Genomic DNA, 13152 nt, shown 5'->3' on the forward strand with positions numbered 1-13152 from the left:
CAGTGACAACATGAATACCGCGATCTCTTCCAGAGACGAACGTGCTTTTTCAGCGCCTGCGCTGCTGGTGGCCGGTGCTTTTTTTATGGAGTTTCTCGACGGGACGGTGATCGCCACCGCGCTGCCCGATATGGCGAAAGATTTTGGCGTCACCGCGGTCGAGCTGAATATCGGCATCAGCGCCTATCTGATCACCCTCGCGGTACTGATCCCGGCCAGCGGTTGGATCGCCGATCGCTTCGGCGCCCGCGCTATTTTTACCCTCGCCCTGGCGATCTTTACCCTTGCCTCGGTCTTCTGCGGCCTCTCCACCGAGGTGCATACTTTTGTCGCCATGCGTATCCTGCAGGGGATCGGAGGCGCGCTGATGGTCCCCGTCGGTCGCCTGGCGGTACTGCGAACCACGCCGAAACACCTGCTGATCAAAGCCATCGCTACCCTCACCTGGCCGGCGCTGGTGGCCCCCATTATCGGCCCGCCTTTGGGCGGCTTTATCACCCGCTACGCCAGCTGGCACTGGATCTTCTTTATCAATGTCCCGCTGGGCCTCGCAGCCATCATCCTTGCGCTGCGCATTATCCCTGATATTCGCGAAACGGAACGGCGCTCCTTCGATCTCACCGGCTTTATCACCACCGCAGTCGCGATGGTCAGTCTGGTCACCGCGATGGAACGGCTCGGCGATCGCCAGCCGCAGATTTGGCCGACGCTGGCTCTCGCCGTGCTTGGCTTCGGCTGTCTGACATATGCTATACGCCACTTCCGCCGGGCGACGGCGCCCATGGTTCGTCTCGACGCCCTGCAGGTGCCAACGTTCCGGGTGACAATGTATGGCGGCTCGCTGTTCCGCTCCTCCATCAGCGCGGTCCCCTTTCTGCTGCCGCTGCTGTTTCAGGTAGGGTTCGGCATGGATCCCTTCCACTCCGGCCTGCTGGTGCTGGCAGTGTTTGTCGGCAATTTGACCATCAAACCCGCCACCACGCCGCTGATCCGCTGGCTGGGCTTTCGCCGACTGCTGTTGATCAACGGTGCACTGAACGTCTGTTCACTGCTGGCCTGTGCGCTGCTCACGCCGCAGACGCCGGTCTGGGCCATCATGTTAATCCTTTATCTCGGCGGGGTATTTCGCTCGATCCAGTTTACGGGCGTAAGCACGCTGGCCTTTGCCGATGTCCCCGCCGCGCAGATGAGTGATGCCAATACGCTGTTCAGTACCGCGTCGCAGCTGGCGGTGGGGCTGGGGATCACGCTCGGGGCGATTGGCATTCGCCTGGGCGAGCAGGTCGGCGACTGGCTGCACCTTTCCACGCTGCCGGGGATCAGCTTTCGTCTGTCGTTTGTCTTTATCGCGGTGATCTGTCTGGTAGGGATGATCGACAGCCTGCATCTGGCCAAAACGGCCGGCAGCAGCGTGTCGGAGAAGAAGAAATAATGATGGAAGGGCCAGCGGCGCTGGCCCTGATGACGGTTAACCGACGATCTGGCGAACAAAGGCTTCGATGGCTTTATCCTGACAGTTTTCGAAGAAGCACTGCTGGAAGCGTGGGCCGGATACCGCGGTTTTCACCAGCTCCGGATCGATGGCGCGCAGGGTGTCGAGATAGTTGTCTTTTACCACTGCCGCTTTAACCTGGTTGAGGATCCCGGCATTTCGCACCTGCGGCTCTTTGCGCTCCGGCGGATAGCCTTCGCCGTTGCGGCCGGTAAACGCTTTTTCAAAGATAAAGCGTACATTCAGCTCCGCGCCCCAGCCGAAACCTTTGGCAAACGGCAGCGACAGCGCATTACCATTGTTGATCTGAGCAAACAGGAACGCGTCCGCCGGATCGATACAGTAGCCGCAGACCACGCCCGGGTGAATATTCAGCGACATCAGCGCCCCCTGACCGGTACCGCAGCCGGTGACCACGAAGTCGACCGCTTTCGAATTCAGCAGGATGCTGGCCATGATCCCGAGGTGAATGTAGGTCAGATGATGATCGTGCTCATCGCTCATGCCGACGTTGAACACCGGGAATCCTTTTTCGTCAGCAACGGCGTTAAGCTCCTTAAGGATGATGGCGTTTTTGTTCGCCTGGCTGTTCTCCATCATCAGTGCAATCTTCATGGTTTACTCTCCTGAATGCTGTGCGGGCCTGCCCGCAGAATGTCATTGGCGTTGACTGCACTCTACTACCTGGAAAACAAACTTTCAAATTTTATGAAAAGTTGTTTTAAAAATTACGCAGCGCTTCACACTTTCGCCCTCTCCGCCAGTCCAGTCGCCAGGTCCCCGCCCCCACGCATGCCCCCCCTCACCTCGCGCGCGCTACCTCGCAGCCCGTTGGCCGGTCATACCATTTTCCACCACAATTAATAATAAATTAAAACCATTCTCATTTATTATTAAATTGCCAATGCGTGTTATTCCCATTAGCATTTTAAATAAAACATTTTTAAATTTACTTTTTGCAAATAATTAAATAACAAATTATAGTGGCAGCCGATAACATCTATTTTTTAATTCCAGGAGCGCGACAATGCTGAAAACGGAAATGATCGACAAACTGAATGAACAGATGAATCTTGAACTTTATTCTTCTCTTCTTTATCAGCAGATGAGCGCCTGGTGCAGTTACCACAGTTTTGAAGGGGCTGCGGCCTTCCTGCGTCGCCATGCCCAGGAAGAGATGACCCATATGCAGCGCCTGTTCGACTACCTGACCGACACCGGTAGCCTGCCGCGCATCAACGCGATCGCCTCCCCGTTTGCCGAATATGCCTCACTGGACGAGCTGTTCCGCCAGACCTATGAGCACGAGCAGCTTATCACGCAAAAAATTAATGAACTGGCGCACGCCGCCATGACCAGTCAGGATTACCCGACCTTTAATTTCCTGCAGTGGTATGTCGCTGAACAGCACGAAGAAGAGAAATTATTTAAATCGGTGATTGATAAACTGACCCTCGTTGGAAAAAGTGGCGAAGGCCTGTACTTTATCGATAAAGAACTGGCGACCCTCGACACACAGAATTAATCTTCCGCGCCGCGACACCCCCGTGTCGCGGCCATTTTAATGCCGGCAAATCTTATTTTCTGCGGTAGTAAAACCTTCCTCTCTGGCAATAAATTTGCCTTTTTTCTCTAAAAACGCCACCAGCTCTGCGGCGCTTAGATTCTCTGCTGAACAGGTGTGAAACCGCGCCTCTTCGCCAAAGCGGCGGCGAATGGCGGCCTCCAGCGAGGCGACCGTCCAGGACTCACCCGAGGCGAGCATCATCTGTAAAACTTCATGACCATGAATAGAAGACATAACCCCTCCTGAAAACCACCAGCTTAGGCCAGCCATGCCATCGGCGCCTTGCGCCAGCGCAGGCTTTCGCCCCCTTAAATGCGTAAAGATAAAATTACAGCACTTGTAACCCTCATTTGACGAACGCTGTAATATCCCCTACTCTGCGCGGCATAATTTATTGTTATTAGCAGTAGGGATAGCGAAAAGCGTGAAAAACCGCACTCTGGGCAGTATTTTAATCGTAGCTGGCACCACTATCGGTGCAGGAATGTTGGCGATGCCCTTGGCCGCCGCCGGCGTCGGGTTTGCCGTCACGCTGGGTTTACTTTTCACCTTGTGGGCGTTGATGTGCTATACCGCCCTGTTGCTGCTGGAAGTCTACCAGCACGTGCCTGCTGACATGGGGCTTGGTTCCCTGGCCGCACGCTATCTGGGCCGTTACGGGCAGTGGGTAACCGGGTTCTGCATGCTGTTTCTGCTGTATGCCCTCACGGCGGCCTATATCAGTGGCGCCGGTGAATTGCTCGCCTCCAGCCTCAACCAGTGGCTGGACTGGCAGCTGCCGCCGGCGGCCGGCGTACTGTTATTTACGGCGCTGGGCGGGGCGGTGGTGTGCATCGGTACCTCGCTGGTCGACTTATTCAATCGCTTCCTGTTCAGCGCCAAAATCATCTTTCTGGTGATTATGCTGGCGCTACTGATGCCGCATATTCATCAGGTCAATCTGTTGACGCTGCCGGTTGAGCAAGGCCTGGCCCTGTCGGCTATTCCGGTGATCTTTACCTCCTTTGGTTTTCACGGCAGTGTGCCGAGCATCGTCAGCTATCTTGGCGGCGATATCCGTAAACTGCGCCGGGTATTTATTATCGGCAGCTTTATTCCGCTGGTGGCTTATATTTTCTGGCAGCTGGCGACGCTGGGGAGTATCAACCCTCCCGCTTTTACCGCGCTGCTGGCCAAAAACGCCGGTCTGAACGGTCTGCTGGAGGCGATCCGCGAAGTGGTGGCGTCGCCGCACGTGGAGCTGGCCGTGCACCTGTTTGCCGACCTCGCGCTGGCGACCTCATTCCTCGGCGTCTCGCTCGGCTTGTTTGATTACCTGGCCGATGTGTTTCAACGCAAAAACAGCGTCAGCGGACGTCTGCAGAGCGGCGCGATCACCTTCCTGCCGCCGGTGGCGTTCGCCCTGTTCTATCCCCGCGGTTTTGTTATGGCCCTGGGCTACGCCGGGGTGGCACTCGCCGTGCTGGCCCTGATGTTGCCTGCCCTGCTGGCAATGAAGAGCCGCCGACAACATCCGCAGGCTGCCTGGCGGGTGGTCGGCGGCGCGCCGGCGCTGTGGCTGGTTCTGCTGTGCGGGATCGGTATTGTGGCGATTCAGTTCAGTATCGTCGCCGGACTGCTGCCTGCGGTGGGATAAAAAAGGGGCCGGCTGGCCCCCAGGTTTTATTTTGCTAAGCAGCACTGCTTATACTTTTTTCCGCTCCCGCACGGGCAGGGATCGTTGCGTCCGACCTTCGCCTCATTTCTGACCGGCTGCGGAACCACCACCGGCTGGGGATTCGCCATCCAGTACTGGTAAAGCGCCAGCGCCGCCGGCGTGATACGCTCGATGCTGTCGATAAACTCATCCGCCGTCAGATTATCCAGTGCGGTAAACTGCGCTTCGCTGCCGTGGAGCGCGATAGCGTCCAGCGCCGGCTGAAGTTCAGCGGGCAGCGTCGACCAGTCGCTCAGCGCTACGCCGCGCAGGTAGCCAAAGCACCACTCTTCGACGATCGTCAGCTCCTGACCTTCCGCTTCGCGGGTGCCAAACAGCGGTTCGAACTGATCGGGATAGGACTCCAGGCGTTCAGCGATGTCGCTCATATGCTGCAGCGTCAGATCGACAAAGCGATCGCGCTCGCGGTCGTTGGCCCAGCGCGGCACATTATCCGCCCCGCCCCAGATCGCCACCAGCCACTGAGCTGGTTCGATATCGGTCGGCGCAGAGAGAATAGCCGTCAGCAGGCCATCCAGTTCAGACACATCCAGAATAGCGCCTTCGGTGGCGTATTTCGCCAGCGTCTCGTCCAGCCATTCCAGTTCGTTTTCGTTTAAAGGTCCGGTATTCATTCACAGGCTCGCATGGTAAAAATCGGGCCTACAGTAGCCGAATTGCCGACAGAAAGCCACCAGGCGCGGCAATCCGCCTGCCCATGCCCATCAGGCCAGGCCGTGCAGCGCCGCCGCCACGTCGCGAATGGCCTCCTCCCCTAACGGCAGCAAGGGGCGGGGAAGGCAGTCAGGGTCGCACAGCCCCAGAATGGCCGCCGCGCTGGCGATTACCCGCAGGCTGCCGCCATAACGGTCGAAGCATCGCCAGAGCGGGGCCAGCTGCGCATTCAGCGCCGCAACCCGTGCCGCGTCGCCAGAACGAATCGCCCTTACCAGCGCCCCTGAAAGCTGGGGAAAGAGCCCGCCGCAAACCGAGTACCAGACTTGGCAACCGGCCTGCAATCCCGCCGTCGCCAGGGCATCGCCGCTGGCGCCAAGCGTAACGCGGGCAGGAAGATGACGGCGTAGCGTTGCCACCCGCTCACTCGCCTGCGGCTCAGGCAAGCCGGGAATTTTAATCGAGGCGATGGCCGGCAAGGCGGCGATGCGACCCTGCAGCTCATCCGCCAGCGTGACGTGAGTGGTGCGGGGATTGTCATACAGGCAAACCGGAACCGAGACGTGCCGACAGACCTCTTCGTAGAAGGCAAAGATCTCCTCCGCAGAAAGCGGCTGATAGGACATCATCGGCAGTAATAACGCATCCGCCCCGGCCTGCTGGGCATCCTCCACCAGGCGCAGCACCTCGCTGGTAGCGATGGCGCCGACGCCAACCATCATCGGGATCGACCCAACATGCGCTTTCGCCACCTGCACCACCCGCTTGCGCTGCTCACGACTCAGATACGCGTAGCTGCCGGTCGAGCCTAAGATGCCCAGAGAGTCGACTCCGGTATCGGTAAGACGAGAGAGAATACGGATAAACGCCTTTTCATCAAGATGCTGCTGATGCAGCGGCGTCAGCGGAAATGCGCAAAGCCCTGTGAACATGATGCCTCCGGCAGGCTGGGATAAAAGTCCGGTTGATAGTAGCAAGGAGAGATCATTTTGTCCTGGGACAAATGAACGATCGCCGCTGAGCGTGATGGATTTATTCGCCTGCGTGCGATGCTCTCCTCCGGGGTATTTGCCCTGTCAGTTCAGGCATCAGGATCCATAGATTCTGGCGAGCGTCTTCAATAACCGCTTCCTCTGTAGCCGCCCGTATTTCCTCGATTGCCAATATCCTGTCTATTTGACATAATCCCACACTCTTTGTATGCCTACCTGTTTTAGCAGCAATAAAATAAAGAAAGACTACAGCTTCAATTGGATAAAAAATGAGATATGACGTTAAAGAAAAATACATAAAAATACATCTAATAAAAACAACCTATAAAACGCTACTCGGTCGACCGGCAGATAGCGATGGTCTGAAAAACTACCTCAACGCCATTGCTAATAAGTCACTTGCAGAATCAGCAGAACTTCTTAACTCATCGCTGATGCATAGCGACGAGTTTATTGCTTTAACGAAATCCAGAATGTCATCTGATAAATTCAGTTACACACCACAAGCGTTAACAAAGAGTGCTCCTGATGATTCAATGCACGTCAAACATATTGTCTCCCTGGGCAGCCATTGTTTAACTTCATGGACATTGAAAAAATTCAACCTGAAAAAGATATCACTGCCTTTTGACTGGCTATTTTCCTGTCCGGCGATGATTATCGACTGCCTGAGGGATGATTTTACCTCATTTTTAGATAAAAATGAGTACAGCTCATTACGTCGCCAGTCGCGAGAACCCGGAGCACACCACAATACATACAAAGAAAAATATCGTCTGAATGATATATTCACGCATCGCGACCCAAATACCCCGACTGATTATGAGTATTACGTCCGCGCGGTTAAAAGATTCAGAAACATATTAAAAAGCAAAGAAGGGAAGCTTTTTGTGATTTGCTGTAGAGAGGAAATAGATATAGCAAAGGAACTCCCTGAATTAGTCACTGAACTTTCTCACCACACGACTAATTTCTATCTGTTGGCTTTTGCCTTGCAGAAACCCGCCCATCTTCAACTGGAGCGTATTTCTTCGGGTGAAAATTATTCACTATATAGTTTGACACCTGAGTCTGAAGAAAGATTTACCGGAAAATTCTCCTCGCTTACGGATGAGATGGTAATTATATCGAAAGTCCTTTCGTTCAACCTCGAACTCTAGAGACGGTTTCAACTCCGGGCCTCTGGCACGCAGAGTATCGATTTGCCTCCCCCTGCCGGTTTGGGGGAGCGAAATCATCCCAACGACATTATTTCACGAGGCGCGACGGTTTAGCCGGGTGCGGTTATCCCGGGGGAAGAGCAATGTGGACAAGAAAACTAGTATGAAGTGATATTATGAAAAGGGTGGTTTTGAAACAAAAAAACCACCCGTAGGTGGTTTCACGACACTGCTTATTGCTTTGATTATTCTGCTTTTATCCCAATGGTACCCGGAGTGGGACTTGAACCCACACAGCGCGAACGCCGAGGGATTTTAAATCCCTTGTGTCTACCGATTCCACCATCCGGGCTCGGGATAGAAAGTGGAGGCGCGTTCCGGAGTCGAACCGGACTAGACGGATTTGCAATCCGCTACATAACCGCTTTGCTAACGCGCCTTTAATACTGAAGCACCCGCTACTGCCGATGCTGTTAATCTGGAGCGGGAAACGAGACTCGAACTCGCGACCCCGACCTTGGCAAGGTCGTGCTCTACCAACTGAGCTATTCCCGCATTATCAAGTTATTTGCTAATCACTTGATTTTGTTATCGTCTGGAAGACTGTGCCGCCGTTCGATGCGTTGCATTCTACTTATCTCTCGCGGTGAGTCAACGGTATTTTTCGCAACTTTGCATCGTTTGCTGAAAATAACGGCGAAACGATCACTGATCAAGCAAATCGCCGCGCGCCGCGTTCAGATACTGCAGCATCGACCACAGCGTCAGCACCGCCGCCACGAGGAAAAGCGCGATCCCGGCCCACTCTACCCATGGATAAGGACGCCACAGCATCCATACCAGGGCGGCCATCTGTGCGGTCGTTTTAACTTTGCCAATCCACGAGACCGCCACGCTGCTGCGTTTCCCGAGCTCAGCCATCCATTCGCGCAGTGCCGAAATAATAATTTCACGCGCGATCATGGTCGCCGCCGGCAGCGTGACCCACCAGGTGTGATAGTGCTCGGCAACCAGCACCATGGCGATAGCCACCATGACTTTATCCGCCACCGGGTCCAGGAAGGCGCCAAACCGGGTGCTCTGATTCCAGCGACGAGCCAGAAAACCATCAAACCAGTCGGTCACGGCGGCGACAAAGAAAATTAACGCGCAGGCAAACGGCGCCCAGCTAAAGGGGAGATAAAACGCCAGCACAAAGAACGGGATCAGGATGACGCGAAACAGAGTAAGCAACGTAGGGATATTAAATTGCATAGTGACGGGTAACTATCTGTTGTAAGTAAAAATTAGCCCTATGTTGCTACAGAGCCCCTAATGTTTCAACGAGTAGAAGATCTTTTCTGCCAGACCGTGAGAGATGCCCGGTACTTTAGCAATTTCCTCGACGCTGGCCTGCTGCAGCCCCTGCAGCCCACCCATATACTTCAGCAGCATCTGGCGACGCTTCGGCCCTACTCCCTCGATAGTCTCAAGCGAGCTGGTGCTCTTCACTTTCGCCCGTTTTTTACGATGTCCGGAAATCGCATGATCGTGCGATTCATCGCGGATGTGCTGGATTACGTGTAGAGCGGGCGAATCCGGCGGCAGGCTAAACCCCTCGCCTTCCGGTTCAAAGAATAACGTTTCCAGACCGGCTTTACGATCGCTGCCTTTCGCCACGCCCAGCAGCAGCGGATGATGTTTATCCCAGGGAACATCCAGTTCGGCAAACACCGCTTTCGCCTGCGCCAGCTGCCCCTTTCCGCCATCTATCAGGATCACATCCGGAATTTTATTTTCATCAATCGCTTTACCATAGCGACGGCGCAGGACCTGATTCATCGCCGCGTAGTCATCGCCAGGGGTGATGCCGGTGATATTATAGCGCCGGTACTCCGCACGCAGCGGACCATTGCTGTCAAACACCACGCAGGACGCCACGGTCTGCTCGCCCATGGTGTGGCTGATATCAAAGCACTCCATTCGCTTCACGGCCGGCAGTTCCAGCACGGTGGCCAGCGCCTGCAGGCGCTGATGAATGGTCGACTGCTGAGCCAACTTAGTGGTTAACGCCGTCGCGGCGTTGGTGCGCGCCAGCTTAAGGTAACGCGCTCTGTCGCCGCGCGGTTTAGTCTGTACATTGATTCGACGTCCCGCCAGCTCCGACAGCGACTCGGCCAGCAGCGTCTTATCACCAAGGCTGAAGTCGAGCAAAATCTCCCCCGGCAGGGTACGCATCTGGCTACCCTGCAGGTAGAACTGACCGACAAACGTCTCTACGACCTCTCCCAGCTCAGTGCCGCCCGGCACTTTCGGGAAGTAGCTCCGGCTGCCCAGCACTTTGCCCTGGCGGATAAACAGCACATGGACGCAGGCCATTCCGGCCTCAAAGGCGACGCCGATAACGTCAAGATCGTCGCCGGTATTAGAAACAAACTGTTTCTCCGTCACCCGGCGGACCGCCTGAATCTGGTCGCGAATGCGCGCGGCCTCTTCAAACTCCAGACTTTGGCTCGCTTTCTCCATTCTGGCGATGAGCTGGGTCAGGACCTGATCGTCCTTGCCGGCAAGGAACAGCCGTACATACTCAACCTGCTGAGCATACTCTTCTTCGCTGACCAGCCCCGCCACACACGGCCCCAGACAGCGGCCAATCTGATACTGCAGGCAGGGACGCGAGCGGTTGCGATAGACGCTATTTTCGCACTGGCGAACAGGAAAAATTTTCTGCAGCAGCGCCAGGGTCTCCCGCACGGCATAGCCGTTGGGGAAAGGACCAAAGTACTCGCCTTTCGCATGTTTGGCGCCGCGATGCATCGCCAGACGTGGATGAGTATCACCGCTGAGGAAAATAAAAGGATAAGACTTATCATCGCGCAACAGCACGTTGTAACGCGGCTGGTACAGCTTGATATAGTTGTGCTCCAGCAGCAGCGCTTCCGTCTCGGTGTGAGTGACGGTCACGTCAATCTGCGCAATCAGCGCCACCAGCGCTTCGGTTTTACGCGACGCGAGATTGCTGCGGAAATAGCTGCTGAGCCGCTTTTTCAGATCTTTGGCTTTGCCAACATAGATGACGGTCCCGCCAGCATCATACATCCGATACACACCGGGCTGGCTGGTCACCGTTTTCAGGAAAGCTTTTGCGTCAAAAACATCACTCACTGGCTTGCTAACGACTCCGCATTACACAGGCCATGGCGAATTGCCAGGTGGGTCAGCTCCACATCGCCATGAATGTTTAATTTGCTGAACATTCGGTAGCGATAGCTGTTAACCGTTTTGGGACTCAGATTGAGCTGCTCTGAGATCTCATTCACCTTCTGACCTTTGGTGATCATCAGCATAATCTGCAATTCGCGTTCAGACAAACTGGCAAACGGCGATTCCGTTTTTTCCGGTTCAATCTGACTTAGCGCCATTTGCTGAGCAATATCGGAGGCAATGTAACGTTGTCCGGACGCCACGCAGCGGATCGCATTCACCACTTCCTGCGGTGCAGCACCCTTGCTAAGATAGCCCGCCGCCCCCGCCTGCATGACCTTGGCAGGCAGAGGATTCTCGGTATGCACGGTGAGCATGATCACTTTCGTGCCCGCCACGGAGCGCGCGATTTTGCGCGTGGCTTCAAGACCACCGATCCCGGGCATGTTCATGTCCATCAGGACGACATCTGCGGAATTAGCCCGGCACCACTTCACGGCGTCCTCGCCGCAACAGGCTTCGCCAGCGACTTTAATCCCTTTTATATCTTCCAGAATGCGTCGTATCCCTGCGCGCACCAGTTCGTGGTCATCAACAAGAAGAACGTTGATCAAAGGAATAATCTCCAGAATGAGGGATAACGCTACTGATACTTTATCTCCCACATATTACCGGGTTTTATTGCTAATTTAAAAGGCAAAAAAATGCCCTCACCTCGATTTGCCGCTCATTTATGGCAATGTCTGTGCACACATAGTGGAAAGTCATTGAGAACAGTCAGTTGCCGTCGTCTTATTTTTTAACAATCCTCATACAGAAAGCACAAAAAACACAACAGATTACGTAGCGCATAAATACGCAGCAAAATATGTAACAAATATTAACGTGCTAAATAGATGGAATAAATTAATGGCGGCCTGGCGGCTATTACGTATTATCCGAAGCACTGAATCATTCACAGCTCAGATGAGAGAACAGAAATTAAGCACTCCTTTTTTTCCCGTCGCTTGTGGTATACTGCGCGGCCTTCACATTGGGTAAGGCGCATTAGCGCAGCGAGTAAACGAGGATATCGATGAGCACACCAGATTTTTCCACTGCAGAAAATAATCAAGAACTGGCGCAGGAAGTCTCCTGCCTGAAAGCGATGATAACGCTGATGCTGCAGGCGATGGGCCAGGCGGATGCGGGTCGCGTGATTATTAAAATGGAAAAGCAGATCGCGCAGATGGAAGATGAGGCTCAGGCTGCCGTATTCTCCAGCACCGTTAAACAAATTAAACAAGCTTACCGCCAGTAATCCTGTACCGGCTGAAAGTATCCCTGACAGCCGGTGTCACGTCTGGCACGCAGAACGACAGGCGATCTCAGATTAACCCTGTCGCCACCGCGTAACAGGCTATCTGCGTTTTGTTCGGCGCATTGAATTTCCGTTGCATATTCTTCTGGTGGAAATTCACCGTATTTTCCGAAATAGAAAGAATCATCGCCACCTCCGCCGAGGTCTTCCCTTCCGCGGTCCATTTCAGAATTTCCAGTTCACGGCGGCTGAACTTCATCTCCGGCGGCATGACCATCTCATCTTCCAGACGCAGGAGCGCCAACAAGCTTAGCTCCGTCAGCATGCGCAGGCGCATCTCCAGTTCATCATCAGGATAAGAACCCGGTAAACGGTTATTCGCGGAGACAGAGAGAAAACCCTGCGCATGGTTGGGCAACGTCAGGCACTGGGTCACCCCTTTTTTCAGACCATGATCGCGGGCGCCGTCCCATAATGCCGCCGCATCGCGAAACAGCCCATCCTCCCATGGCAGATGACCACGCATAAAATTCTCCGGGCGTAATACCGGATCTATCGCGAAATAATTCTCGGCCTGGTAGTGCGACATCCATGCGCGCGGATAGGTCGACTGGAAGGTGACGCGGGGGCGAGTGAAAGGCACCGGGTGGCGTACACAAAGCGTGTAGTAATCATATTCCAGCGCTTCGGTTTCTCGTTGCAGGAGATTATAAACCTCCTCACCAGCGGCCACGGACTGAAATTGATGCAGCATATCCCGCCGCCAGCTGAAAAAATCATTGTCCCTCATAGCTGTGCAAATAACTCCTGATTGATAATCATTATTATAAATACAGAAAACTAACACATAAATCTTATTTATATGTATAAAATATTGTCGGTGTCGCATTTATTAGTCTGAAGGCTTGCCTTTTTCCCGTTCTCAGCGCAGAACCTCGTGCTCACTTTCCCGTCATTTTCTACACCCTACAAGGGGGGATGGGAAGCGGTGTATACGGCCACAGGGAGAAATAGCACAAAGAGGTGACGAGGAGCGTGGCGCGCCGCAGGGAAGACAGGCTGTACGCGGAGGCCCTCCCCCGGGAAA

13 protein-coding genes, 3 tRNA genes and 1 pseudogene are annotated in these 13152 nt (G+C 54.4%); 6 read left to right on the forward strand and 11 right to left on the reverse strand.

Features of this window, described 5'->3' with window-relative positions:
- Positions 1 to 10: 10 nt before the first annotated feature.
- Positions 11 to 1432, forward strand: a complete 1422-nt coding sequence (locus tag HMPREF3142_RS18155) for an MFS transporter (protein WP_012541236.1) — start codon at positions 11 to 13, stop codon at positions 1430 to 1432.
- A 36-nt stretch (positions 1433 to 1468) separates the two neighbouring features.
- On the opposite strand, the gene HMPREF3142_RS18160 is transcribed toward HMPREF3142_RS18155, so the two are convergent.
- Entirely contained in the window at positions 1469 to 2107 is a 639-nt protein-coding gene (locus tag HMPREF3142_RS18160; protein ID WP_039103997.1) for an RpiB/LacA/LacB family sugar-phosphate isomerase, read from the reverse strand.
- Between the two features lie 244 nt (positions 2108 to 2351).
- Here HMPREF3142_RS18160 and HMPREF3142_RS29930 point away from each other — a divergent pair.
- Both HMPREF3142_RS29930 and ftnA read left to right on the forward strand, forming a co-directional pair.
- Positions 2352 to 2462, forward strand: a pseudogene (locus tag HMPREF3142_RS29930) (hypothetical protein); the annotation flags it as partial.
- A 57-nt stretch (positions 2463 to 2519) separates the two neighbouring features.
- A complete protein-coding gene (gene ftnA / locus HMPREF3142_RS18165; protein WP_008804225.1) occupies positions 2520 to 3017 on the forward strand; it encodes a non-heme ferritin in 498 nt (165 codons plus the stop codon).
- Between the two features lie 36 nt (positions 3018 to 3053).
- Here the strand turns inward: ftnA and HMPREF3142_RS18170 are convergent, their stop codons facing one another.
- Complete coding sequence (locus HMPREF3142_RS18170) at positions 3054 to 3293, reverse strand: YecH family metal-binding protein (RefSeq protein ID WP_004200338.1); 240 nt, start codon at positions 3291 to 3293, stop codon at positions 3054 to 3056.
- A 190-nt stretch (positions 3294 to 3483) separates the two neighbouring features.
- Here HMPREF3142_RS18170 and tyrP point away from each other — a divergent pair, with 190 nt between their 5' ends.
- Positions 3484 to 4695, forward strand: coding sequence for a tyrosine transporter TyrP (tyrP, locus tag HMPREF3142_RS18175; protein WP_012541234.1), 1212 nt, complete (start codon positions 3484 to 3486; stop codon positions 4693 to 4695).
- A 26-nt stretch (positions 4696 to 4721) separates the two neighbouring features.
- Here tyrP and HMPREF3142_RS18180 read toward each other — a convergent pair whose 3' ends face one another.
- Together HMPREF3142_RS18180 and HMPREF3142_RS18185 are read right to left on the reverse strand one after the other, a co-directional pair.
- A complete protein-coding gene (locus tag HMPREF3142_RS18180) occupies positions 4722 to 5390 on the reverse strand; it encodes a YecA/YgfB family protein (RefSeq protein ID WP_048964227.1) in 669 nt (222 codons plus the stop codon).
- Between the two features lie 90 nt (positions 5391 to 5480).
- Positions 5481 to 6362, reverse strand: a complete 882-nt coding sequence (locus HMPREF3142_RS18185) for a dihydrodipicolinate synthase family protein (protein ID WP_012967667.1) — start codon at positions 6360 to 6362, stop codon at positions 5481 to 5483.
- Between the two features lie 329 nt (positions 6363 to 6691).
- Here HMPREF3142_RS18185 and HMPREF3142_RS18190 point away from each other — a divergent pair, with 329 nt between their 5' ends.
- Complete coding sequence (locus tag HMPREF3142_RS18190) at positions 6692 to 7582, forward strand: DUF1796 family putative cysteine peptidase (RefSeq protein ID WP_070612274.1); 891 nt, start codon at positions 6692 to 6694, stop codon at positions 7580 to 7582.
- 265 nt (positions 7583 to 7847) lie between these two features.
- On the opposite strand, the gene HMPREF3142_RS18195 is transcribed toward HMPREF3142_RS18190, so the two are convergent.
- From HMPREF3142_RS18195 to uvrY, 6 genes are all read right to left on the reverse strand, one after another.
- A tRNA-Leu gene (locus HMPREF3142_RS18195) sits at positions 7848 to 7934 on the reverse strand.
- Positions 7935 to 7947: 13 nt separating this feature from the next.
- Positions 7948 to 8021, reverse strand: a tRNA-Cys gene (locus tag HMPREF3142_RS18200).
- Between the two features lie 40 nt (positions 8022 to 8061).
- Positions 8062 to 8137: transfer RNA gene (locus HMPREF3142_RS18205), tRNA-Gly, on the reverse strand.
- 150 nt (positions 8138 to 8287) lie between these two features.
- Positions 8288 to 8836 carry a CDP-diacylglycerol--glycerol-3-phosphate 3-phosphatidyltransferase gene (pgsA, locus tag HMPREF3142_RS18210; protein WP_008804219.1) on the reverse strand — a complete coding sequence of 183 codons (549 nt, stop codon included), beginning with the start codon at positions 8834 to 8836 and terminating at the stop codon, positions 8288 to 8290.
- A gap of 57 nt (positions 8837 to 8893) precedes the next feature.
- Positions 8894 to 10726 carry an excinuclease ABC subunit UvrC gene (gene uvrC / locus HMPREF3142_RS18215; RefSeq protein ID WP_008804218.1) on the reverse strand — a complete coding sequence of 611 codons (1833 nt, stop codon included), beginning with the start codon at positions 10724 to 10726 and terminating at the stop codon, positions 8894 to 8896.
- Entirely contained in the window at positions 10723 to 11379 is a 657-nt protein-coding gene (gene uvrY / locus HMPREF3142_RS18220; protein ID WP_002911539.1) for a UvrY/SirA/GacA family response regulator transcription factor, read from the reverse strand. Before uvrY ends, uvrC begins: the two co-directional genes overlap by 4 nt.
- Positions 11380 to 11840: 461 nt before the next feature.
- Between uvrY and HMPREF3142_RS18225 the strand changes: the two genes are divergently transcribed.
- On the forward strand, positions 11841 to 12065 hold the full coding sequence (locus tag HMPREF3142_RS18225) for a DUF2594 family protein (protein WP_004122104.1): 225 nt from the start codon (positions 11841 to 11843) through the stop codon (positions 12063 to 12065).
- Positions 12066 to 12132: 67 nt separating this feature from the next.
- Here HMPREF3142_RS18225 and sdiA read toward each other — a convergent pair whose 3' ends face one another.
- Positions 12133 to 12855 (reverse strand): transcriptional regulator SdiA, encoded by a 723-nt coding sequence (sdiA, locus tag HMPREF3142_RS18230; protein ID WP_008804217.1) that lies wholly within the window; start codon positions 12853 to 12855, stop codon positions 12133 to 12135.
- Between the last annotated feature and the right edge of the window lie 297 nt (positions 12856 to 13152).

This window comes from Klebsiella sp. HMSC16C06 (assembly GCF_001808325.1).
Lineage (GTDB): Bacteria > Pseudomonadota > Gammaproteobacteria > Enterobacterales > Enterobacteriaceae > Klebsiella > Klebsiella variicola.